The organism is Streptomyces roseirectus (assembly GCF_014489635.1).
Lineage (GTDB): Bacteria > Actinomycetota > Actinomycetes > Streptomycetales > Streptomycetaceae > Streptomyces > Streptomyces roseirectus.
In genome coordinates this window covers 8,187,285-8,210,091 of record NZ_CP060828.1, presented here as the reverse complement: position 1 = coordinate 8,210,091, position 22,807 = coordinate 8,187,285, and the positions used below count along the sequence as shown (strand labels likewise).

Genomic DNA, 22,807 nt, shown 5'->3' with positions numbered 1-22,807 from the left:
GGTGGCGGGCCGTCAGGTGCGGGGCGGGGTGACCACCAGGTAGTCGGGGGCCGGCTGGACCCGGGTCAGGTCCGCTTCGAGGAGGGTCGCGTCGCCGCTGGTGCCGGCCTCCTTGAAGCCGGCGAACCGGTAGGTCACGAACATCATGCGGTTGCGTCCGGTCTCGACGAACTCCGCCCGCAGTTTCGCGCCGTTGTCGCGGGCGAGGGTCATGACGTGGTTGAGGAGGACCGCGCCGACCCCGCGTGACATCACCCGGCAGGACATGAGCAGCAGTTTCAGCGTCCAGACGGGTCCGCCGGTCTCGACGAGGGCGAGGCCGATCTTCCCGTACAGCCCGAAGCGGTCCTCCAGTTCGGCGACGAGCAGGAGGTGGTCCGGGGAGTCGCACAGCTCTTTCAGTTCGTCGTAGGAATAGGTCTGGCCGGTGGAGTTCAACTGGTTGGTGCGCACGGTCAGTTCCTCGGCCCGGCGCAGGTCCTCCTCGGCGGCCTCGCTGATGGTGAAGACCATGCCGAGGGTGGCGAGGAAGTCCTCGCCGGTCGTCTTCGCGGCCTCCTCCGCCTGGTCGCGTTCGATGGCGCTGCGGTACATCGAGCGGCGGTTGCGGGACTCGTCGGTGATGAACCTCGGCCGGAACTCCTCCCATCCGGTGACGGCCTGGGCGATCTCGGCGGCGGCGACGCACAGCACCTGGGGGTGGTGGAAGGCGACCTCGGCCAGTTCGAACTCCTGGTCGTCGACGAAGGCGAGGGAGTCGACGCCGATGTTGAGGGCGGCGGCGATGTCGGCGACGGAGTCGGACTTGGGGCCCCAGCCGATGCGGGGGTGCAGGAAGTACTCGGCGAGTCCGAACGCCTCCAGTTGTTCGGCCGCCGCGTCGTGGTCGTTCTTGCTGGCCACGGACTGGAGGATGCCGCGCGCGTCGAGTTCCTTGATGAGTTCCACGACGGCCGGCCTCGGGGTGACCTCGCCGTCCTCCAGGAGGACGCCGTCCCAGAGCGTTTCGTCCAAGTCCCACACCACGCACTTGATCCGGCCCCGGCGCGGCTTGTCCCGGGGGGTCTCGCGCCGGCCTCCGGGGACGGCCGGCGCGGTTACCTGGCTGTCCACCTGTACGCCTCCTCTGCGATCTTGATCTGCTGGATCTGGGTGCTGCCCTCGATGATTTCCATGACCTTGGCGTCGCGGTAGTAGCGCTGCGCGGGGTGGTCCGGTGCGCAGCCGGCGGCCCCGTGGATCTGTACGGCGTCGCTCGCGGCGCGGGCTGCGGCGGTCGAGGCGAAGTACTTGGCGATCCAGGTGGCCATGATGGTCTGCGGGTCCTGCCGGTCCTTCAGTTCGCCGGCCTGCCGGCACAGCAGCCGGGCGGCGGTGACGTCGGTGACGGTCTGGGTGAGCATCTGCCGGATCAGCTGGTGTTCGCTGAGCGGCTGGGTGCGGGTGCCCTTCTCGGCGGTGAAGCGGGCGCCGGCCTCCAGGCACGCCTGGAGGATGCCGACGCAGCCGCAGGCGACGCTGTACCTGCCGATGTCGAGGACGCCGGTGACGACCGTGGCGAGCGCGAAGCCGTCGGGGCCGAGGAGGGCGCCGGGGCCAAGACGGCAGTCCCGGAAATCGATCTCGGCGAGCATGCTGCCCCGGGTGCCCAGCATGTCGTGGACGGGCCGGACCTCGACGCCCGGGGTGTCGCGTTCGACGAGGAAGGCGGAGATGCCGCGTCCGGTGCGGGCGAACACCAGCAGGAGGCCGGCGATCTGCCCGCCGGTCGTCCAGCGTTTGCCGCCGTCGAGGACATAGCTCCCGTCGTCCTGGCGGACGGCGGTGGCGGCGATGTTCGCGACGTCGCTGCCCGCCCGCTGTTCGGTGAGGCAGAAGGCGCCGATGGTCTCGCCGCGCGCCAGCCGGGGCAGCCAGCGGGCCCGCTGCTCGTCGCTGCCCCAGCGGGAGACCGCGTAGGACACCATCGAGTGGACGGTGAGGAGGCTGCGGACGGAGGAGCAGCCCCGGCCGACCTCCTCGTGCAGCTCCCCCAGGGTCACCATGTCCATACCGGCGCCGCCGGTCTCGGGCGGGAGGATGGCCCCCCACCAGCCCAGCTCGCCCATGCGCCGCAGGACGTCGCCGGGGATGGACTGGTCGCGGTCGAACCGGGCCGCGCGGGGGGCTATCTCGGCGTCGACGGCGGCCCGGAACTCCTCCCTGCCGTGGGGGCGGTCAGACATCCGAGCGCGCCTGTGTCAGCCGTTCGACCAGTTTGGTCATGGCCGTGACGGTCCGGAAGTTGTCCAGTTCCAGATCCTCGTTGGGGATCTGCACCGCGAAGCGCTTCTCGACGAACATGATGAGCTGGATGGTGAACAGCGAGTTCGCGATGCCCCCGTCGAAGAGGTCGTCGTCGTCACCGATGTCCAGGTTCGGGAAGCTGCCGGCCAGGAACTTCGCTATCTCCGGTCCCACCGCTGCCGTCATGTCAGACCTCCAAGGCGTAGGAGAAGAACCCCTGCTGGGTCTTACGGCCGTGGAGTCCGGCGTCGACCATCTTCTTGAGCAGGGGGCACGGTCGGTACTTGCTGTCGGCGAAGCTCTCGTGGAGGACTTCGATGCTGTACAGGATCGTGTCGAGGCCGATCAGGTCCGCGGTGGCCAGCGGGCCCATGGGGTGGCCGAAGCAGGAGGTGAAGACCTTGTCGACGTCCTCGGGGGTGGCCACGTTCTCGTGGACGAGGAACGCCGCCTCGTTGATGGTGAGCATCAGGACCCGGTTGGAGACGAACCCCGGGGAATCGTTCACCACGATGCCCGTCTTGCCCATGCTCGCCAGGAGTTCCTGGGCCGTGCCGACGGCCTGCGGCGAGGTGTGGTGGCCGGGGATCAGCTCGACGACGGGTTTGCGGGGCACCGGGTTCATGAAGTGGATGCCCAGCACGTTGGCGGGGCGCCGGGTCAGCGAGGCGATCCGGGTGATGGGGATGGCGGAGGTGTTGGCCGCGAACACGGTGCGTTCGGGGCACACGTCGTCGAGCACCGGGTACACCCGCGCCTTGAGGTCCCAGCGTTCGGTGATGTTCTCGACCACGAAGTCGGCGTCGGCCAGGGCCCCGTAGTCGGTGGTGAAGGTGATCGCCTCCTGCGCGCGGGCGGCGTCCACGGCCGTCGGGGCCGCCCCGGGGAGCAGCCGGCTGAAGCGCAGGTCGTTGCGGATCCGCTCGGCGCAGCGGTCCAGTACCTCCTTGCTCACGTCGATCAGAACGACTTCGTGCCCGGCGGTCGCCAGGTTCTGGGCGACCCCGCCGCCCATGACACCCGCGCCCACCACACCGACCCGGCTCACGTCAGACTCCCGTCCTGTTGGTTCTGCTGCTGTGTTCCGCGCGGAAGCCGCGCCGCGACGACCGCGGCGAGTTCGGCGACGGTGAGGTTGTCGAAGAGGGACTGCAGGGCGACCTGGACGTGCAGGGTGTCCCGCAGGCGGGCCAGGAGTTTGATGCCGAGCAGCGAATGGCCCCCGAGTTCGTAGAAGTTGTCGTGGACGCCGACCTCGGCGACGCCGATCTGGTCCTGCCACAGCTCGGCGAGCGCCCGCTCGACGTCGTCGCGCGGGGCGACGTAGGCCGTGGCGAGCGCGGGCCTGGGGTGGGCCGGGGCCGGGGCGCGGTTCTCGGCGGGTTCCTCGGCGGCGGTGCCGAGGGCGCCGACGTTCGTGACGATCGCCGCGAGGTCCTTGGTCGCGACGACGACCTGGGGCGACAGCTCCCGGGCCAGGAGGCGTGCGAAGGCGGTGGCGCCTTCGGCGGGCCGGATGCCGGTCTCCAGGTGGGCGAGGAAGGCGTTGTCGCCGCGCTCGGCGTCCGTGCGGGTCTCGGGGTAGGCGTAGGCGCCGACCTCGTCGGAGCGGCCGTCGCGCAGGGCCGGCAGTTTCGTGTCGAGGGCGCGGGCCCGCTTCATGACGAACTCCTCGGCCTTCAGCAGGACATGGCCGTCCTCGTCGAAGAGGGTCACGTCGAAGGAGAGGGTTTCGCGGGTGCCCTCCCGGCCCTCCTGGCCGCCTCGGTGGGTGAGGAGGCTGTGGATGCGGGCGGGCAGGGGCGCGAGGACGTCGATGGCCCGGTAGCGCAGGGGCATCAGGTAGTCGGCTTCGAGGTAGAGGCTCGCGAATCCGGTGGCGATGTCCAGGAGGAAGGGGTGCAGGCCGAGCGCGGCCACCTCCTCGCCGTAGCGTTCCGGCACCGACAGCCGGGCCAGGGCCACGCCGTCGCCCGTCCAGACGCGTTCCACGCACTGCGAGCGCGGTCCGAAGGTCATCGGCCCGTCGTGGCTGACCTCGCCCGCGTCGCGCAGGGCGTGCCGTGCCACCAGGTCGGGGGCCGAGTACAGAGGCCGGGTGTCCGGGTCCGGAAGGGGCAGGACGCGGCCGGTGACGTGCTCGCTCCAGCGCTCGCCGTCCGCGCTGACGACCGAGAACCGGTACGCGTCGGCCGTCTTCTCCATGACCACGCGGACCTCGCGTTCCTGGCCGTCGCCGAGCACCACCGGCGCCAGGAACAGGACGTCCTCGAAGCGGACCGCGTCGCCCAGGCCCCGGTCGGCCGCCGCCGCCCGCGCCATCTCCAGGTAGGCGGTGCCGGGGATGACGGAGATGCCGAGCATGCGGTGCTCGTCCACGAGCCAGTCGCGGGGGCTGGCGAACCGCGCCGCGTAGATCGCGAGGTCCGGTGTGTCGACGAGGCAGGTGTGGAGCAGGGGGTTGGCGAGGGCGCGCGGATCCGGGGTGCGGCCGACGACCTTCGCCGCCATGCCGACCTCCTGCCAGGCGTCCCAGTTCACCGACACCGTGTACGGGCCGCCCGAAGCGGACCGGTGCTGGGCGTAGGCGTCGAGGAAGGCGTTCGCGGCGCAGTAGTCGACCTGGCCGAGGCCCCCGCTGAAGGCGATGGTGGAGGAGCACAGCAGCAGGAAGTCGAGCGGCGTCTCGCCCAGGACGGCGTCCAGGACGAGGGCGCCGCGCGCCTTGGGCGCCAGGACCGCGTCGGCCGCCTCGGGGCGCTTGAGCTGCATCACGCCGCCGCCGGCGACCCCGGCGGCGTGGATCACGCCGTGGACGGGCCCGAAGCGGGCGGTGGCCTCGGTGACGGCGGCCCGCATCCGCTCCTCGTCGGTCACCTCCGCCGCCAGGACCAGCACTTCGGCGCCCAGTTCCTCCAGGGCCACGACCTTGCGGATCCGCGCCACGGTCTCGTCCTCGGAGTCACCGGGGTTCCGCTGCGCGGCGAGCAGGTCCGCCCACTCCTCCCGTGCGGGCAGGGGCGAGCGCCCGATCAGGACCAGGCGGGCCCGTGCGGTGCGCGCGAGGTGTTCGGCCAGCGTCAGCCCGATGCCGCCGAGCCCGCCGGTGATCAGGTAGACGCCGCGCTCCCGGATCCGCGCGGGGGGCCGCGCGGGCTGCTCCAGGCGCACGGGTTCCCAGCGCGGCGTCCAGCGGCCGCGGCCCCGGTGGGCGACGACGGGGTCGGCGGGCCGGCGGACGAGTTCGGTGAGGAGGCGGTCGACGTCCGGGGCGCCGCCCGCGACGTCGATGCTCTGCGCGGTGAGTCCGGGGTGCTCCTGCGGTGCCACGGTGACGGGTCCGGTGACCGTCGCCTTGGCGGGGACGACCACGTCGCCGTCGGTGACCTGCCTCAGACCGTCCGAGACGACGGCCAGGTGCAGGGGGGCGTCGTCGCCCCGGGCGCCCCACGCCTGGGTGAGCAGCAGCAGGCTGGTGAAGCCCCGGCGCTGGAGTTCGTCGAAGTGCGCGGCCGTGGGGCGGGCCGGGGTCTCGCCGGTGACGGTCCACAGGTGGACGACCGTCTCCGGCGGGGCGGTCAGCGCGCCCAGCAGCGCGTCGTAGTCCTCCCGGCGGTCGGGCGCGACGGCGAAGCGGCCCTCGGCGAGCCGCCGGAACTCCTCGCCCCGCACGACCGTGGTGACGTCGTGCCCGGCCCGCAGCAGCCGCTCCGCGATCCGCTGTCCGGTGCCGTGGTCGTCGAGGAACAGCAGCCAGCGCCGGGGCTCGGCGGCCAGGTCGTCGTCGTGCACGGGGTCGAGGGGCGCGGTGGAGGTCCAGGAGGGGACGGAGAACCAGGTGGCCAGGTCCTCGCGCCTGGCCATCGACGCGGCCTCGGCCCGCTCCGGGCGCGGGGTGTGTCCGGGGGCGGTGGTGTCGTCGACCCAGTGCCGGCGGCGTTGGAAGGGGTAGGTGGGCAGCGGAACGCGCCCCGGGCTCTCGCCGGCGTGGACGCGGTCCCAGTCGGGCTCGACGCCGGCCAGCCAGAGGCGGGCCAGCGAGGTGAGCAGGAACCGGGCGGCGGGCGTGCTGTCGTGGGCGGCGGGCAGCGAGGACAGGGACATGCGGTCGCCGTCCGCGCCCTCGGGGAGCAGTTGCAGGGCGAGGCTGCTGTACGCCTGTCCGGGGCCCACCTCCAGGAGGATCCGGCCGGGCGAGCGCCACAGCTCCTCGACGGCGCCGGCGAAGCGGACGGTCTCGCACATGTGGCGGGCCCAGTAGGCGGGGTCGGTGGCCTGCTCGTCGGTGATCCAGGTCCCGGTGACGTTGGACAGGTAGGGGATCGTGGGCGGGTTCAGGGTCACCGTGCGGGTCAGTTCGGTGAGCGGTGCCCGGCCCGGTTCCATCATGTGCGAGTGGAAGGCGTGCGTGGTCTGGAGCCGGCGGGCGGCGACGCCGTCCCCGGTGAGACGTTCCTCCAGGGCGGCGACCGCGTCCGTGGTGCCGGCGAGCACGGTCAGGGCGGGGCCGTTGACGGCGGCGACGGAGAGCCGGTCGTCCAGCGCGGACGCCTCGTGTTCGGGCAGGGCGACGGCGAGCATGGCGCCGCCCGGCATCTCCTCGATCAGGCGGGCGCGGGCGGCGACCAGGAGGCAGGCGTCCTCCAGGGTCAGGACTCCGGCGACGCAGGCCGCCACGTACTCGCCGATGCTGTAGCCGAGCATGGCCTGCGGGCGGATCCCCCAGTCCGTCCACAGCCGGGCCAGCGCCCACTCGACCATGAACATGGCGGGCTGGGCGTAGAGGGTGCGGTCGAGTTCGGCGGCGGGGGCGGTGCCCCGGCCGAGCATGGCGCGCAGGTCCAGGCCACCGCCGGTGGCGGGGGCGGGCGCGGTGTCGGGGTGCAGGAGGGTGCGCAGGTCGATGCCGAGGTGGGGGCGGAAGAGGTCCGCGCACCGGTCGATCTCGGCGCGGAAGACCGGCTCCGACGCGTAGAGTTCGCGCGCCATGCCCGGGTACTGGTCGCCGAGGCCGGAGAACATGAACGCGACGGGGCGTTCGCCGGCCGGGCGGCTGCTCTGTCGCAGGAGCCGGCGCGGTGCCCGGGTCTCCAGGGCCTCGGCGGCGTCGTCCGCGTCGGCGCAGACCAGCGCCTGACGGTGGGTGAAGCGGGCGCGTCCGACCTGGAGGGTGTAGGCGACGTCGGCGAGCGGTGCGGTGGCGTCGCGCAGGTGGGCGGCGAGGCGGTCGGTGGCCGTGTCCAGGGCTGTCTCCGTGTGGGCGGACAGCGGCAGCAGCCGCCAGGGCCGCCGGGAGGGTGTCTCGGGGCGGGCGGGGGCCTCCTCCAGGACGGCGTGGGCGTTGGTGCCGCCGGTGCCGAAGGAGCTGACCCCGGCGAGGCGGGGGGTGCCGTCCGTCTTCCAGTCGGTGAGTTCGGTGACGACGTGGAAGGGGGAGCGGGCGAAGTCGATGTCCGGGTTGGGCTTGCGGTAGTCGATGCTCGGCGGGATCTGCCGGTGGCGCAGGGCCAGGGCCGTCTTGATGAGCCCGGCGACCCCGGAGGCGGCGTGGGTGTGCCCGATGTTCGTCTTGACGGAGCCGATGGGGCGCGGCCCCGCCGGGTGGCTGCCTGCGGCGCGGAACGCCCGGGTGAGCCCTTCGATCTCGATCGGGTCGCCCAGCGAGGTGCCGCTGCCGTGGGCCTCGACGTAGCCGATCGTGGCGGGGTCGACCTCGGCCATCAGGTGGGCGGCGCGGATCGCGCGGGCCTGTCCGGTCACGCTGGGGGCGCTGAACCCGACCTTGGCGGCCCCGTCGTTGTTGACGGCGGTGCCCCGCACGACCGCGTACACGGTGTCCCGGTCGCGCACCGCGTCCTCCAGGCGTTTGAGGACGACGACGCCGACGCCGCTGGAGGAGACGGTGCCCCGGGCGTCGGCGTCGAAGGCGCGGGTGTGTCCGTCGGGCGAGAGGATGCCCTCGGGTTCGAAGAGGTAGCCCTCGGTCTGCCGGGCGCGGACGGTGCTGCCGCCGGCGAGGGCGAGTTCGCAGTCCCCGCTGAGCAGTGCCTGGCCGGCGAGGTGGACGGCGACCAGGGAGGTCGAGCAGGCGGTCTGGACGGTCAGGGCGGGGCCGCGCAGGTCGAGCTTGTACGACGTCCGGGTGGCGAGGTAGTCCCGTTCGCCGCTGAGGTGGGTCAGCAGCCAGCCGGCGGACTCCACCGTCGCGGGGTCGGACAGGACGTGGCGGCGGTAGGTGTTCTCGTAGGCGCCCGCGTAGACGCCGGTGGCGGCGGGGCGGCGGGTCCCGGCGTAGCCGCTGTCCTCCAGGGCCTCCCACGCGCATTCGAGGAAGAGCCGGTGCTGCGGGTCCATCAACTCCGCTTCGCGCGGGGGGATGTTGAAGAACTCCGCGTCGAAGAGGTCGTGGCCGTCGATCACTCCGCGCGCCCGTACGTAGTCCGGGTCGCGCAGCAGTGCGCGCGGGACGCCGGCCGCGCGGAGTTCGTCGTCGGTGAAGCGGGTGACGCAGTCGACGCCGTCGCGCAGGTTCGTCCAGAATTCCCGCGGGTTGGCGGCTCCGGGATAGCGGCAGGCCATCCCGACGATGGCGATCTCCAGGCCCGTTGTCATATCTCGTCTTCCGTCTGCTGTCGGCGCTGCGCGCGCTGGAGCGCCAGCCGTCGGTTTCCTTCCGCCCGTGCCCGGCCCTCGTCCGGCTCGTCGGCCCCGTCCGCCGCGGCCAGGTGGGCGGCGAGCGTTTCGACGGTGGGGTGGGCGAACAGCTCCACGACGGGCACGTCCCGGCCGGTGGTCTCCTTGAGCAGGACCTGGGCCCGCCGGATGAGCAGGGAGTTGCCGCCCAGGTCGAAGAAGTGGTCGCGGACGCCGACCTGTTCGAGGCCCAGCAGCTCGCACCAGACGGCGGCGACGGCGCTCTCCAGGTCCGTGCCGGGCGCGGCCGGGTGCGCCGCGTCGGGGCGTTCCAGGTGGGCGGCGAGTCCGGAGCGCTGGATCTTGCCCGTCGAGGTGCGGGGGATCCGCTCGACGCGGAAGAGGCGCCGGGGGATCTTCGGCTCCGCGAGGCGGGCGGCGAGGAAGTCGTGCAGGGCCTCGTCGGTGGGGTGGGCGCCGGGGGCGAGGACGAGGGCGGCGGCCACCTCCTCGCCGAGGGTGGCGTGCGGGAGGGGGAAGGCCGCGGCCTCCACGACGTCGGGGTGGGCGAGCAGCACCTCGTCGACCTCGACGGGCGAGACCTTGGTGCCGCCGCGGTTGATGATCTCCTTGAGCCGGCCGGTGAGGAACAGGTAGCCGTCCTCGTCGAGGTAGCCGCTGTCCCCGGTGCCGAACCAGCCGTCGGTGAAGGCTTTCGCGTCGGCCTCGGGGTTGTCGTCGTAGCGGCTGATGACGGTCTCGCCGCGCAGCACGATCTCGCCCTCCTCGCCGGGTGGGAGGAACGTGCCGTCCTCGCCGCGCACGGCGAGTTCGTTGCCGACGGAGACGCCGACGGAGCCGGGTTTGCGGGCGCGGGGCGGCAGCGGGTTGCTGGTGATGATCGAGCAGGCTTCCGTCATGCCGTAGGAGTCGATGACGACGGCCCCCGTGGCCTCCTCCAGCGCCTCGCGCAGCCGCTCCGGGAACGGGGCCGACGCCGAGCGCACGAAACGCAGGCCGGCACTCCGGGCGTCGGGGTGTCCGGCGAGGACGCCCGCGACGGCCTGGTGGATGGCCGGGACCGCCGTGTACCAGGTCGGCTCGAACGTCCGCAGCCAGTCCGGGAAGGCGGCGGCGTCGAAGGCGGGCGGGCAGACGACGCTCGCGCCGGCCCACAGGGTCGCCAGCAGCGGGCTCATGAGTCCGTGCCCGTGGAAGAGCGGCAGGACGTTCAGGCACCGGTCGGCCTCGCCGAGGTCGAGGCTGGCCGCGATGTTGCGGGCGGACGCGCAGACCAGGGCGTGGCTCTGGGGGACGAGTTTGGGGCGTCCGGTCGTCCCCGAGGTGTGCATGAGGAACGCGGTGTCGTCGGGGTCGCCGGTGCGGGGGTCGGGCGCGGGGGCGGGGGTGTCGGGGACGAGGGCGAACTCGCCGGCCGCTCCCCCGGCGTCCGGCACCAGCTCGACGACGAGGCGGCCCTGGGCCCTGGCGACGGCCGCCGCGTGGCTGTCGGTGCCGCGCTGGACGAGGACCGCGCGGACGTCCATGTCGGTGAACAGGGCGTCGAACTCCCGGGCCCGGCCCGCCGGGTCGAGAGGGGCGGCGGTCGCCGCGCGGGCCACGGCGACGAGCGCGGTCGCCGCGCACGGCCCGCCCGGCAGGGCGATCGCGACGCGGTCGGTGCGGGCGACGCCCGCCGCCGCCAGGTCCCGCGCCGTGCGCTCGGCCTGCCTGAGCAGGGCCCGGTAGGTCAGGGCGGGCAGGCCGGGGGCGAGGATCGCCGGGGCCTTTGGCCTGCGTGCGTCCTGCTCGCGCAGGAGCCGGTCGAGGTGGCGGATCGTGGTGGTGCCGGTCTCGTGTGCCGTCGCAGATGTCATCACTGTTCCTCTCCCGCGAGCGGGGTGCCGGACGGGCCTTGGGGTGTCAGCGGACGGCCGGTGGCCGCGCGGGCTCGCGCCGGACCACGGGGTCCGGGTGGTGCGGGCCGCGCAGCCGTGCGGTGACGCGGGCCAGCCGGGCGCCCTGGAAGACCGCCGCCGCCAGGACGTCCCGGCCGGGCAGCGGTCCGTGGGCCGTCGTGTGGGAGATCCCGTACGGGTTGCCGCCGGCGATCGTGATCGACGGGTCCGTGTAGCCGGGCGGCACGATGACCGCTCCCCAGTGGTGCATGGCGTGGTAGAGGGCGAGCAGCGCGGATTCGCTGCCGCTGTGCGGCTGCGGGGCCGTGACGAACCCGGTCGCCGCCTTGCCGTCGAGCTTGCCCGAGGCGCGCAGCGGCTCGCAGTCGGCGAGGAAGCGCGTCAGGAGCGGCGAGAGGCCCCCGAGGAACGCGGGCCCGCCGAGCGCGACGGCGTCCGCCCACTCCACGTCGGCCGGCGTGGCGCCGTGCGGGCTGCCGGTGTGGAGCAGCCGCACCTCGGCGCCCGCCTTCTCGGCGCCCTCCGCGAGTGCGGACGCCAGGGTGCGGGTGCCGGGTTCGGTCGGGTCGCAGACGACCGCGACCCGGCTCGGCCCGCCGGGACCGAGGGGGCCGGACGGCGGGCGTGCCATGCGGGCGCAGGCGCGGCTGAGCCGGGCCCCGAGGGCCTGCGCCGCCCGCTGGTGCACGGTGTCGGTCACGCCGTCGGGGTCGGCGGGGGCGGCGACGCCGTAGGGGTTGCCGCCGGCGGCGGTGAACGCCCCGTCCGTGGTCCCGGCCGGGAGGATCAGCGCGCCCCAGTGGTACATGCTCTGGTAGAGGGCGAGCAGGGTCGTCTCCCGTCCGCCGTGCGGGCTGTTGGAGGTGGTGATGCCGGTGACCACCCGGTCGGCGAGCGCTCCTTCGCGCCACAGGGGGGAGGCCGCCTCGATGAACTGCTTGAGCGGGGAGGCGATGTTGCCGAAGTAGGTCGGCGTGGCGAGCACCATGCCGTCCGCCCACAGCAGGTCCTCGTGGACGGGCGCCGTGCCGTGTTCTCCGCCCACCCGGAGCAGGCGCACCTGTGCCCCGTCCGCCTCCGCTCCTGCGGCCGCCGCCCGCGCGAGCGCGTGGACGGTGCCGTTCCTGCTGTAGTGGATGACCGCGACCCGGGGCGTCCTGTGCATGCGTGCTCCGCCCTAGGGAGATTCCGCGAGCCGGAAGCCGACCGCGTAGTGGGACCGGTCGTACAGGCCGTGCCGGCGCCGGCAGCGGGCGAGGTCGCCGCCCCGGGTGAAGCTGCCGCCGCGCACGATCCGGTAGGTGCTGAGGGAGCGCAGCCGCGCGTCGCCGGAGCGCATGCCGCCCGGGTAGGGGACGAGGTCGTCGGCGATCAGCTCACCGCCCGGGTAGGGGCCGTAGTCGTCGGCCGTGTACTCCTCGACGTTCCCGGCGAGGTCCAGGACCCCGAAGGGCGAGGCGCCCGCCGGGTAGACGCCGACGGGGGTGGTGGACAGCGGGCCCGCCTCGGAGGTGTTCGCGGCGTGCTCGTCGAAGGTGTCGCCCCAGGGGTACTCGCGGGGTTCGCCGCCGGTCGCCGCGTACTCCCACTCGGCCTCGGTCGGCAGCCGGAACGCGCGTCCGGTGCGCTCGGCCAGCCACTCCGCGTAGGCGTCGGCGGCCTGTGCCGGGACCGTCCACACGGGGTGGTTGCCGAGTTGGTCGGGGTAGCAGCCGAACTGCCAGGAGGTGGGCAGCCACCGGGCCCCGGTGTCCTCCAGGAAGCGCCGGTACTCCAGGTTGGTCACCGGGTAGCGCATGATGCGGAACGCGCCGATCTCCACGTCGTGGGCCGGGCACTCCTTGCGCAGGTACGCCTCCTTGAGCCCGGCGTCCGGCCAGCGCTCCAGGATCGCGGGGATGCGCGCCTCGTCGAGCCCGACGCGCACCCGGGCGGCCGGGACGTCCACCATGGCCGGGTCCTCGGGCCGCACCCGGGGGTCGCCGACCAGCCCGCAGAGGGTCGCGGCCATGTACCGCCGTTCGAAGGGCGCCGCGGGGTCCTCGGCGATCCGGGCGAGGGCGCCGGGGTACTCCCCCAGCAGCCGGGCCGCGTGTTCGCCGAGGACGTCCGGTTCGCAGCGTCCCTGGAACTGCGGGGGCAGCCGCATGGCCTGCCGGTCGCCGATCACGTCCAGGTCGATGGCCATCGTGTGTCCGCTCGCGAGGGTCACGGCGTCACCTCCTCTCCTCGACGGGCCTCGACGAGCCGGAAGCCGATCGCGTAGATCCGGCGGTCGAACCAGCCGTGGCGGCGCGCGCAGCGGGCCAGGTCGCCGAAGCGGGTGAAGCTGCCGCCGCGCGCCACCCGGTAGCTGCCCCGGGTCGTGAGGTCGTCGGCGACCTCGTCGCCGCCGGGGTAGGCGGCGTAGTCGTCGGCGACGAACTCCTCCACGTTCCCGGCCATGTCGTCGGCGCCGAACACGCTGCGGCCCGCCGGGTAGATGCCGACCGGGGTGGTGGTCAGCGGTCCCTCCTCGACGGTGTTGGCGTGGTCGCTGCGGAAGTCGGGCCCCCAGGGGAACTCCCGCTCGCTGTCGCCGCCGCCTGCCGCGTACTCCCACTCGGCCTCGGTCGGCAGCCGGAACGCGCGTCCGGTGCGTTCGGCGAGCCAGGCCGCGTAGGCGTCGGCGTCCTCGGGGCGCACGGTCCACACGGGGTGGTTGGCCTGGTGGAGGGGGTAGCTGCCCAGTTCCCAGGAGGTGGGCAGGACGTCGTGCCCGGTGTCGTCGAGGAACAGGCGGTACTCCAGGTTGGTGACCGGGTACCGCATGATCCGGAACGCCTCGATGTCGACCTCGTGGCGGGGCGCCTCCTTGCGGATCCAGGAGTCCAGGACGCCGACGTCGGCCCACTGGCGCACCACCGCTTCGACGCGCTCCGGCGGAATCCCGATCGCGCAGCGCGCCGCCGGCACCGGGACGGTCTCGGGGTCGTCGGGCCGGATCCGGGGGTCGCCGAGGAGCGCCAGCAGCGACCCGGCGGCGTAGCGGCGGGCGAACTTCTGGTTCTCGTCCTCGCAGACGGCGACGAGGTCGGCGGGCGAGGCCCCGAACAGGTCGGGGTGGCCCGCGAACACGTCGTGCGGCAGCCGCTCCACGAGCGACGCGGGCAGTCCCATCGCCCCCCGGTCGTCGAGCCGGTTGGGGTCCTTGACTATCGGCAGGGGCCGAGCGGTCACGCGGACTCCCCCGGTATCTCGTAGACCGCGCTGTCGTAGGAGCCGGCCAGGAACAGCCCGCGGTCCTCGTCGTAGGCGAGGGAGGAGATCCCGGATGTCGTCGGCCTGTCCTCGACGGTCCACGTCTTGCTCTCACGGTCGTAGACCTTGACGTGGCCGTGGTAGGAGCCGGTCGCGATGAGGCGTCCCGAGGTGTCGGCGGCGATGCACTTGATGGAGTTGGGGTGGGTCGTGGGGATCACCTCGGCGCTGAAGTCCGGCGACCAGATCCGCAGTTTCAGGTCGCGTCCCACGCTGGCGAAGTGTCCGCCGCTCAGGCCGACGCAGCCGTTGGCGATCCGGTCGTGGGCGCCCTCGATACGGTGCACGAGCTTGAGGGTGCGCGCGTCGTGCCAGGCCACCCCGGTGTCGGCGCACACGGAGAAGAGCAGGTCGCCCGAGGCGGCGACGCCCTTGACGGCGTTCTCGTGCAGCGCCACGTCGGTCACGTGGCGCGGCTCGCCGTCGGCGTCGATCCTGAACACCAGGCCCTCGCCCGTGTAGGCGCCGATCAGAACGTGGGCGACGCCGTCCACCTCGAAGCGGACGCCGCAGTTGAGGGGGGACCGGTGCTGGTGCAGGACACGGCCGGTGGCGGCGTCCATCACCTTGCCGAGTTGCCCGCCCGTCACCGTCAGGCCCTCGCCGACCGGCGTCAGGAAGTTGCAGAGGCTGCCCATGCGGGCCTGTTCGGCGCCGTCGCGGTGGACGATGCCGGCGTCGCCCACGGTGTGGACGCTGCCGGCGTGGGCGACGACCGCGTTGACGCCCGGGGTGGGGGCGACCTCGGCGGTGGACCAGGTGCCGGTGGTGTAGTCGAAGGAGCGGTAGGACGCGCCGAAGGTGCCGAAGACGAGGGTGGTGCCGGCCGCGAAGGCGCAGGAGCGGGGCCACACGTCGTCGGGGATGCCGGACTCGCCGACCCTGCGCAGCTCGCCGCCGGAGGTCTGCCACAGCAGTAGCTTGCGGTCGTAGCTCAGGCTCACCAGCAGGTCGCGGCCGGCGCCCAGGACCAGGCGCTTGATCCCGGCGTCGTGCCCCTGGACCGTCGTGCGGCTCTCGCCGCGGATCACGATGATCTGGCCCTCGTCGTTGCCCGCGTAGATGGTGCCGTCGCCGTCGATGACGATCGTGTCGGTCTCGACGCCGCCGAGGTCGATGTCCTCCAGCAGCTCCCCGGTGCTGGAGGACCAGCGCTTGACGGTGCCGTCGTCGCTGGAGGTGACCAGCTCGGAGCCGTCCGCGGACCAGTCGACGGAGATGACGTCGGCGGTGTGCCCGGCGCAGGAGTGCACGAGGTTCCCGCCGAAGTCGTACACGCGCAGCCGGTGGTCGCGGGAGGCGGTGGCGATCAGCTCCCGGGACGGGTGGAACGCCGACATCTCGACGTCGTCGGCCTGGTCGTTCAGCACCGCGAGCAGCCGCAGCTCGGGGACGGACCACAGGCGGGCGGTGTAGTCGCTGGACGAGGTCACCAGCAGGGATCCGTCGGGGCTGAACGCGCACTGGTTCGCGAGGTGGTCGTGCAGGACGCGGTTCACCGGGCGCTGGGTGCCCTGGTCCCAGAGGATGACCTGATTGTCGTAGCCGGCGCTGGCGATGTACTGGTCCGCGTAGGCGGCGATGCCGCTGATCGGACTCCTGTGCTGGATCACGGTCCCGACTCCTCGTCAGTCGATGTCGATGGAATGGCCGGCGTGCACCACTTTCGCTTTCAGATAGGCGCGATTCGAATCGGTGACATGCACACCGGTACGTCGCTGACCTTGGACCAGAACACCGTTCTCACGCAGCTGGCGGATCTTTTCGGGATTGTTCGAAAGGATCTCCACCTCTTTGAGTCCGAGTGCGACGAGCATCTGCGCGGCGGAGGAATAGGTGCGCTGATCGTCCAGGAAATTCAGCGCCCGATTCGCTTCGAACGTATCCATTCCGGTGTCCTGCAGCGCATAGGCGTCGAGCTTGTTGTAGAGCCCGATATCCCGGCCCTCCTGGCGCAGGTAGAGCAGGATGCCGCCGCGTCTGTGCATCAGGGCCATGGCCTCGCGCAACTGCGGTCCGCAGTCGCAGCGGGTCGAGCCGAGCACGTCGCCGGTCAGGCACTCGGAGTGCAGCCGGACGATCGGAACGGGCTGCTCCAGGGCGTCTCCGAACACCACGACGAGGTGTTCGCGGCCGTCGTCCAAGCCGTCGAAGGTGATGACCTCGGTCGCCGCGAACTCGCCGTCGGCGACTTCCAGCGAAACCCGCACTCTCGTCCGTATTCGGGGCTGTTCCGGCCGACTTTCACTGGTCGACTCAGGCGTCTGCATTCCATTGAGCGAGTAGGAAGAACGGCTCTCTAATGACATTCCCCGTCACCGCCACCCTCAAGTCGGCTACGCGTCCAGCCGGGACCGTCTCACCACTTCTGCCGCATTTCGAATGCCGCGGGTCCCGACTTGATCCACCGTCACCGTCTCGCACGGTTTTCGGGCTGTCAAGGGAGAGTCCCATAGTCTTGGAAGTCGGGGATCGGCCTCCGGACATAATCAAGACGCGGGCACGCTAAAAAGCCGCACGGGCACGCCATACGGGATGGCGTGCCGGTGCGGTGCGGGAACTGTGGGGCTGAGGGCTGAGGGGCTAGTCGCCGCGGCCCGTCGCGGCGACGGTGACGCCGAGGGCGATCATCGAGAGGCCGCCGACGCCGCCGACGAGGGAGAGCCGTTTCGGGGAGCGGGCGAACCACTGCCGCGCGGTGGAGGCGGCGATGCCCCAGACCGAGTCGGAGGCCACGGCGATGATGTTGAAGACGAGGCCGAGCAGAAGCATCTGGAGGGCGACGTGGCCCTGGTCCCGGTCCACGAACTGCGGCAGCACGGCCGCGAAGAACACGATGGTCTTGGGGTTGGCCACCCCGACCGCGAACCCCTCCCACAGCGTGCGCATACCGCCGTAGACGGGTCCGTCCCCCGTGAAGGAGTCGTGTAGCGCGCCCCGCTGGCGGAACGCCTTGACGCCGAGGTACACGAGGTAGCCCGCGCCCAGCAGCTTCAGCGTGGTGAAGACGACGACCGACCGCTCGACCAGGGAGCCCACCCCGAGCGCGACGGCGATGACGAGCAGATAGGCGCCGAGCGTGTTGCCCGCGACCGTGGTCAGCGCGGCCCGGCGGCCCTGCGCCAACGCCCTGCCGATCACGAACAGCACGCTCGGCCCGGGTATCACGATCAGCAGGAACGACATGGCCGAGAAGGCCAGTAACCGGTCTGTGGACAGCATGAAGACCATGAAACCACGGGCGTCTTCGCAGTCACAAGGACACCTGCGACCTGCTCGGAATGCGGAATCGGGGCCGCTGGGGCGATGCCCGCGAGGGGCGGGTGACCGCACCGAACACGCCACCGGACCGAACCGGGCGGGCCGGGCCGGGCGAGCCGGGCGGGCCGGGCGGGGCGAGCCGGGCCGGCCGGGCGGGCGGGCGGGCGGGCGGGGCGAGCCAAGCCGAGCGAGCAGGCGGGTCCGGGCGAGCAAGCGAGCCGAGCCGGGCAGGGCAGGGGAACGGACGGACCGGGCGGGCCGGGCGGGCCGGGCGGGCCGGGCCGGGCGGGCCGGGCCGGGCGGGACGGGCGGGCCGGGCGGGCCGGGCCGGGCGGGACGGGCGGGACGAGCCGGGCCGGGCGGGCGGGGCGAGCCAAGCCGGGCGAGCAGGCGGGTCCGGGCGAGCAAGCGAGCCGAGCCGGGCAGGGCGAGCCGGGCGGGCGGGGCAGGGGACGGACGGGCCGGACCGGGCGGGCGGGCCGGGCCGGGCAGGGCGAGCCGGGCGGGCGGGGCAGGGGACGGACGGGCCGGACCGGGCGGGCGGGCCGGGCCGGGCGAGCAAGCGAGCCGAGCCGGGCGGGGCGAGCCGAGCCGAGCCGGGCGGGGCAGGGGGGCGGGGTATCGGCTCCGGCTGGGCCAGGGGGTCGTGCCCCCGGCTCAGCCGTCACCTCGACGGTCCGGCCGTCAGTCGGTCGGCGCGCACCGCCGGGCGAGTTCGGCGGCGGCCTCGGTGAGCGGGACCTCGGTCTGCTCGCCGCTGACCATGTCCCGCAGCGTGACCACGCCGGCGTCGCGCTCCGTGTTGCCGTAGATCACGCAGAACCGGGCGCCCTGGTCGCTCGCCCACTTCATCTGCTTGGCGAACTTGCCGCTGGCCCCGAGGTAGACGCCCGTGCGGACCCCGGCCCGGCGGATCTCCGCCGCCAGCCGGAAGCTGTCCGCCGCCAGGTCCTCGCCCATCACGGTGACGGCGACGTCGGTCTGCGCGTAGTCGTCCGCGTCGGTGTCCGCGAGGAGCGGCAGGATCCGTTCGATGCCGAGCGAGCCGCCGCAGGCGGGCGCGTCCTTGCCGCCGAGCCGGGCGATGAGGCCGTCGTAACGGCCGCCGGAGGCGATCGACCCCGGCATGCCCGGGGCCGCGACCTCGAAGATGATGCCGGTGTAGTAGTCGAGGCCGCGCACGAGGTTCGGGGAGAACCCGATCCGCTCGGCGGGGATCACGTCGCCCGTCAGCTCAAGCAGCCGGTCCACCTCCGCCAGGCCCTCCTGACCGGTGGCGCTGGACTTCAGCTCCGCCCTGATCCGCGCGTCGGCGTCCGGCGCGGTGAGGTCGTCCACCAGCCCCTTCGCCGCTTCCCGCGGCAGCCCGCGGCCGGTGACCAGTTCGGCGACGACGGCCTCGGGGGCGAGCTTGTCGAGCTTGTCGAGCGTGATCAGGACGCCCGGACCGAGGTCGGCGGGGACGTCGTACGCGTCGAGCAGGCCGAGCAGCACGTGCCGGGAGTTCACCATGAACCGGAACTCGGGCACGCCGAGCGAGGTCAGCGCGTCGTACAGGGCGAGGACGACCTCGGCGTCGGACAGCGGGGACGAGGAGCCCACGATGTCCAGGTCGCACTGCACGAACTCGCGGAAGCGGCCCTTGCCCGGCCGGTCGGCACGCCACACGGGGGCGATCGCGTACCGCTTGTACGGGGACGGCAGCTGGCTGCCGTAGGCGGCGACCGCGCGGGTCAGGGGCACCGTCAGGTCGTAGCGCAGGGCGAGGTCGGCCTCGCCGGACGCCTCGTGCTCGCCGCGCCGCAGGATCTTGAAGACGAGCTTGTCGCCCTCGTCGCCGTACTTGCCGGTGAGGACGTCCAGCCGCTCGAACGCCGGCGTCTGGAGGGGCTGGAAGCCGTACCGCGAGAACACGTCGCGGATCGTCGCGAACGCGCGCTCCCTCCTCTCGTACTCGGCGGCAAGGAAGTCACGCGTGCCGGACGCGGGATCGAACTGTTTCAACGAGGCCATGGCGCCATAGTCCCGGAACCCGGCACCCCAGAGCAAAACACCGGCCGGTCGGCCCGGCAGAACACCGGCCGGCCCTGGCAGAACGGGGTCCGGAGGGCCACTTCCGGGCTGCCGGTGAGACGGCCCGTCGGCCGCGTGCCCCGGGCCTGTCGGCCGGCCCCGGCGGCTGGTGCCACGCCCCCACCGTGCCCGGCGCCCGCGACGCCGGACCGGAGTGGGACGGGTGGGCATGCCGCGGCCAGGCCGCGGGCGGTCCGCACCGACTGAGCCCGGTATCCAGGGTGAAACCGTGGCCGACAGGGTTCGGTTCGCGCACGAGGCGGCGGACCGGTTTCACGCCCGTGGCGACGTCCGGCGGCGCGGCCGGCTCCGCCGAGTCGGCTGCACATCCGTCGTTCCCCGTCCCAGCATCACCTGGTCTCCCCTCGTTCACCCGGGCTTTCCACACTCTGCACGTCCCCAGCACGTATCCCCCCGGCCCTTCGCGGGAGTTGAGCATGAGTCACGGCCACAGACACGACCACGGCCACCACCATCACCACCACGGGAGCGCGGACGCCGCTTCCCTGCCCCCGGCGCTCGACCTGTCCGTCCCGGACGGGGAGTTGACGCCGGGCCAGTTGTCGCGGCGGTCGATGCTGCGGCGCACCGGCCTGCTCGGGGCGGGGCTGACGGCGGGCGGCGTGCTCGGTGGCGCGGGGGAGGCAGCCGCGTCGACCGGCCGGACGTCCGCGTCGCACAGTGCGCGCTCCGGCGGCTACCTGTGGCTGGCCGGCGACCACCACATCCACACCCAGTACAGCAACGACGGCAAGTACCGCGTCGCCGACCAGGTCCGCAACGGCGCCCGCTACGGCATGGACTGGCTGGTCATCACCGACCACGGCAACGCCACCCACGCCAGGATCGGGGTGGAGAAGGTCAACCCGGACATCCGCGAGGCGCGGGCCGCCCACGAGGACACCCTCGTCTTCCAGGGCCTGGAGTGGAACGTCCCGGCGGCCGAGCACGCCACCGTGTTCGTGCACCCCGGCAGGAACGAGGTCGCCGTCCTCAAGCAGTTCGAGACCGACTACGACGGCGGCGTCAAGGGCGCGACCGCCTCCACACCGGCCAACGAAGCCCTCGCCATCGCGGGCCTGTCCTTCCTCGCCGACCAGGTCAGGCGGCACAAGGTCAAGGACGCGCTGATGCTCGCCAACCACCCCGCGCGCAAGGGCATCGACTCCCCGCACGAGATCCGCGCCTGGCGGGACGCCACCGGCCCCGGGCACCGGATCGCCGTCGGCATGGAGGGCGCGCCCGGTCACCAGGCCGGGGGGATCGCCGCGCCGCTCGGGATGGGCCGGGCCCGCGGCATCTACGACAACAGTCCCAGCGCCAACTCCTTCCCCGGCTACCCCCTGGAGTCCTACCGCACGTGGGGCGGCTTCGACTGGATGACCTCCACCGTCGGCGGCCTGTGGGACAGCCTCCTCGCCGAGGGCAAGCCGTGGTGGATCACCGCCAACTCCGACTCCCACCACGTCTACGCCGACACCGCCGTGCGCGGCGGCCCGGAGAGCGACTACACCGCCAACGGCAAGCACACCGACCCCGTCTACGGCGGCAGGCTCGACCTGACGGAGGGCGACTACTGGCCCGGCCAGTACAGCCGCACCCACGTCGGCGCGACCTCCTTCTCCTACCAGGCGGTCATGGACGGCATCCGGGCCGGCCGCATCTGGGTCGACCACGGTCAGCTCATCAGCGGCCTGAACGCCCGACTGCGTTCCGCCGGGCGCGCGGTCACCCTGGGCGGCGCGCTGCACGTGCGGCGCGGCAGCCGGGTCGACCTGGTCGTCGACATCAGCCTCGCGAACGGCCCCAACTGGGCGGGCTTCGTTCCCTCGCTGGCCCGCGTGGACGTGATCCAGGGCGAGGTGACCGGTCCCGTGTCCGACCGGGACGCGTTCAGCACGCCGGACACGAAGGTCGTCAAGTCCTTCGAGGTGAACAAGTCCGCCGGCACCGTCCGTCTGACGTACTCCCTGGGCCGGGTGGACAGGCCGGTGTACGTCCGGCTGCGCGGCACCGACGGCAAGCGCACCGCCGTCGGCCCGATGGGCGCCGCCGTCGACCCGGCGGGGCCGGCCCTCGACGTCGTCGGCGACGCCGACCCCTGGCTCGACCTGTGGTTCTACTCCAACCCGATGTGGGTCCTGCCCGCATGACCGCGCCCCACGACGCGTCCGGCGTCCACACCGTCATCGGCGTGGACGCCGGGCTCGCGGACCTGCGCGACGCCGACCACCTCGTCCACGACCTGGCGGACGCCCTCGGCCTCTCACCGGACACCCTTGGCCGCCCGGCGGGCGTCATCGCCTGCACCCACCTCATCCGCACCCCCGACCACCGGGGCACCGCCGTCTCCCTCGCCCTGCCCGACCCCGACATGGCCGAGACGACCTGGCACCGACTGGCCGCTCTTCACAGACCGAACCTGACCGCGACCTTGGGCCCCCGCCGACTCGGCCCACCGGAAGGCACCCGCCCGGCAACCCTGGCCGCCACGGAACACGCCCACCGCCGCAGCGGCAGAGCCGTCCTCTTCCCCGGCGCCGCCCACCTCACCGGCACCGTCACCGTCGCCGACCTCCTCACCCTGACCGCCATCGACCGCCTCACCGTCCTCGGCCACCCCTCGCCAACCGACCAACCCCCCGCCCCCACCACCCGCATCCTCACCCGCGACCACATCCGCCCCGAATGGCAGACCGGCCACCTCACCCTCGCCCTGCTCCCCGCCCCCGACAACACCCTCGCCCCCTTCGAAGTCCCCGACCCCACCCCCTGCTGCGCCGGCCACAGCTGACGCCAACGCGAGCTGGTGGCGCGGATGCGGGCGGTGCGACGCCGGTACTCCGGTGGGGAGACGGAGGGGCGCGCGGCCGGGTCGCCGTCGACCGTCAGGCGCACCGGGTCTTCAAGGACGGAACCGAGGTCGCGCTGAGTCCGAAGGAGTACGCGCTCCTGGAGTACCTGTCCCGGCAGACCGGCGCGCTGGTGACCCGCGAGTCCATCATGGCGGCGGTCTGGGACAGCGACTGGTTCGGTTCGACGAAGACCCTGGACACCCATGTGACCTCCCTGCGGCACGAGTTGGGCGACGCGCTGTGCATCGAGGCGGTGCGCGGTGTCGGCTTCCGGCTGGTGATCGGGCGGGACGGGCCGGCGGAGGTCGGGCCGGGGGCGTGTCCGGAGCCGCGTCCACCGGCGGGGACGTGAGCAGGACGGCGTGAACGCTCCGGCCGCCGGCGGAGTTCGGGGGGCGGAAGGGCGTCTCGTGTCAGCGCCAGGAGCGTGGCCGGGAGCCCCGGACCGGCCCCGGTCGCGCGTCCAGGATGCCGGGGACG

Annotated in this window: 16 protein-coding genes; 3 read left to right on the top strand and 13 right to left on the bottom strand. The window is 73.1% G+C overall.

The window, feature by feature from the left end:
* Positions 1-12: 12 nt before the first annotated feature.
* The 13 genes from IAG44_RS35500 to hisS form a co-directional block, all read right to left on the bottom strand.
* Positions 13-1,113 carry an HAD-IIIC family phosphatase gene (locus IAG44_RS35500; RefSeq protein WP_187751165.1) on the bottom strand — a complete coding sequence of 367 codons (1,101 nt, stop codon included), beginning with the start codon at positions 1,111-1,113 and terminating at the stop codon, positions 13-15.
* A complete protein-coding gene (locus IAG44_RS35495; RefSeq protein WP_187751164.1) occupies positions 1,098-2,225 on the bottom strand; it encodes an acyl-CoA dehydrogenase family protein in 1,128 nt (375 codons plus the stop codon). The genes IAG44_RS35500 and IAG44_RS35495 overlap by 16 nt, the downstream gene beginning before the upstream one ends.
* Complete coding sequence (locus tag IAG44_RS35490) at positions 2,218-2,472, bottom strand: acyl carrier protein (protein WP_187751163.1); 255 nt, start codon at positions 2,470-2,472, stop codon at positions 2,218-2,220. Before IAG44_RS35490 ends, IAG44_RS35495 begins: the two co-directional genes overlap by 8 nt.
* A gap of 1 nt (position 2,473) precedes the next feature.
* Positions 2,474-3,334 carry a 3-hydroxyacyl-CoA dehydrogenase family protein gene (locus IAG44_RS35485; RefSeq protein ID WP_187751162.1) on the bottom strand — a complete coding sequence of 287 codons (861 nt, stop codon included), beginning with the start codon at positions 3,332-3,334 and terminating at the stop codon, positions 2,474-2,476.
* Complete coding sequence (locus IAG44_RS35480) at positions 3,331-8,898, bottom strand: type I polyketide synthase (RefSeq protein WP_187751161.1); 5,568 nt, start codon at positions 8,896-8,898, stop codon at positions 3,331-3,333. The genes IAG44_RS35485 and IAG44_RS35480 overlap by 4 nt, the downstream gene beginning before the upstream one ends.
* Positions 8,895-10,796, bottom strand: coding sequence for a non-ribosomal peptide synthetase (locus tag IAG44_RS35475; protein WP_187751160.1), 1,902 nt, complete (start codon positions 10,794-10,796; stop codon positions 8,895-8,897). Before IAG44_RS35475 ends, IAG44_RS35480 begins: the two co-directional genes overlap by 4 nt.
* 46 nt (positions 10,797-10,842) lie before the next feature.
* Positions 10,843-12,003: a flavodoxin family protein gene (locus IAG44_RS35470; protein WP_187751159.1), complete on the bottom strand. Its 1,161-nt coding sequence runs from the start codon at positions 12,001-12,003 to the stop codon at positions 10,843-10,845.
* A gap of 12 nt (positions 12,004-12,015) precedes the next feature.
* The gene (locus tag IAG44_RS35465; RefSeq protein WP_246562282.1) at positions 12,016-13,050 is read right to left on the bottom strand and encodes a formylglycine-generating enzyme family protein; all 1,035 of its coding nucleotides are present in this window, start codon (positions 13,048-13,050) and stop codon (positions 12,016-12,018) included.
* Positions 13,047-13,997, bottom strand: coding sequence for a formylglycine-generating enzyme family protein (locus IAG44_RS35460; RefSeq protein ID WP_187752986.1), 951 nt, complete (start codon positions 13,995-13,997; stop codon positions 13,047-13,049). Before IAG44_RS35460 ends, IAG44_RS35465 begins: the two co-directional genes overlap by 4 nt.
* A 56-nt stretch (positions 13,998-14,053) precedes the next feature.
* A complete protein-coding gene (locus IAG44_RS35455; protein WP_187751158.1) occupies positions 14,054-15,751 on the bottom strand; it encodes a WD40 repeat domain-containing protein in 1,698 nt (565 codons plus the stop codon).
* 15 nt (positions 15,752-15,766) lie between these two features.
* The gene (locus tag IAG44_RS35450) at positions 15,767-16,348 is read right to left on the bottom strand and encodes a GTP cyclohydrolase II (protein ID WP_223006815.1); all 582 of its coding nucleotides are present in this window, start codon (positions 16,346-16,348) and stop codon (positions 15,767-15,769) included.
* Positions 16,349-16,721: 373 nt separating this feature from the next.
* Positions 16,722-17,360 carry a LysE family translocator gene (locus tag IAG44_RS35445; RefSeq protein ID WP_187751156.1) on the bottom strand — a complete coding sequence of 213 codons (639 nt, stop codon included), beginning with the start codon at positions 17,358-17,360 and terminating at the stop codon, positions 16,722-16,724.
* A gap of 723 nt (positions 17,361-18,083) precedes the next feature.
* On the bottom strand, positions 18,084-19,412 hold the full coding sequence (hisS, locus tag IAG44_RS35440) for a histidine--tRNA ligase (RefSeq protein ID WP_187751155.1): 1,329 nt from the start codon (positions 19,410-19,412) through the stop codon (positions 18,084-18,086).
* Between the two features lie 497 nt (positions 19,413-19,909).
* On the opposite strand from hisS, the gene IAG44_RS35435 reads away from it, so the two are divergent.
* Genes IAG44_RS35435 through IAG44_RS44595 form a run of 3 tightly spaced genes read left to right on the top strand, consistent with a single transcriptional unit; the run spans position 19,910 to position 22,679 of the window.
* Complete coding sequence (locus IAG44_RS35435; RefSeq protein ID WP_187751154.1) at positions 19,910-21,625, top strand: PHP domain-containing protein; 1,716 nt, start codon at positions 19,910-19,912, stop codon at positions 21,623-21,625.
* Positions 21,622-22,266, top strand: coding sequence for a hypothetical protein (locus IAG44_RS35430; RefSeq protein WP_187751153.1), 645 nt, complete (start codon positions 21,622-21,624; stop codon positions 22,264-22,266). Before IAG44_RS35435 ends, IAG44_RS35430 begins: the two co-directional genes overlap by 4 nt.
* Positions 22,161-22,679 (top strand): winged helix-turn-helix domain-containing protein, encoded by a 519-nt coding sequence (locus tag IAG44_RS44595; protein WP_187751152.1) that lies wholly within the window; start codon positions 22,161-22,163, stop codon positions 22,677-22,679. The genes IAG44_RS35430 and IAG44_RS44595 overlap by 106 nt, the downstream gene beginning before the upstream one ends.
* Positions 22,680-22,807: the final 128 nt, after the last annotated feature.

What these genes read in the sequence shown, in the direction of transcription:
- IAG44_RS35495 (WP_187751164.1), bottom strand. Translation starts at nt 2,225, where the DNA reads ATGTCTGACCGCCCCCACGGCAGGGAGGAGTTCCGGGCCGCCGTCGAC.
- IAG44_RS35490 (WP_187751163.1), bottom strand. Translation starts at nt 2,472, where the DNA reads ATGACGGCAGCGGTGGGACCGGAGATAGCGAAGTTCCTGGCCGGCAGC.
- IAG44_RS35480 (WP_187751161.1), bottom strand. Translation starts at nt 8,898, where the DNA reads ATGACAACGGGCCTGGAGATCGCCATCGTCGGGATGGCCTGCCGCTAT.
- IAG44_RS35475 (WP_187751160.1), bottom strand. Translation starts at nt 10,796, where the DNA reads ATGACATCTGCGACGGCACACGAGACCGGCACCACCACGATCCGCCAC.
- IAG44_RS35470 (WP_187751159.1), bottom strand. Translation starts at nt 12,003, where the DNA reads ATGCACAGGACGCCCCGGGTCGCGGTCATCCACTACAGCAGGAACGGC.
- IAG44_RS35460 (WP_187752986.1), bottom strand. Translation starts at nt 13,997, where the DNA reads ATGGGACTGCCCGCGTCGCTCGTGGAGCGGCTGCCGCACGACGTGTTC.
- IAG44_RS35445 (WP_187751156.1), bottom strand. Translation starts at nt 17,360, where the DNA reads ATGCTGTCCACAGACCGGTTACTGGCCTTCTCGGCCATGTCGTTCCTG.
- hisS (WP_187751155.1), bottom strand. Translation starts at nt 19,412, where the DNA reads ATGGCCTCGTTGAAACAGTTCGATCCCGCGTCCGGCACGCGTGACTTC.
- IAG44_RS35435 (WP_187751154.1), top strand. Translation starts at nt 19,910, where the DNA reads ATGAGTCACGGCCACAGACACGACCACGGCCACCACCATCACCACCAC.
- IAG44_RS35430 (WP_187751153.1), top strand. Translation starts at nt 21,622, where the DNA reads ATGACCGCGCCCCACGACGCGTCCGGCGTCCACACCGTCATCGGCGTG.
- IAG44_RS44595 (WP_187751152.1), top strand. Translation starts at nt 22,161, where the DNA reads ATGGCAGACCGGCCACCTCACCCTCGCCCTGCTCCCCGCCCCCGACAA.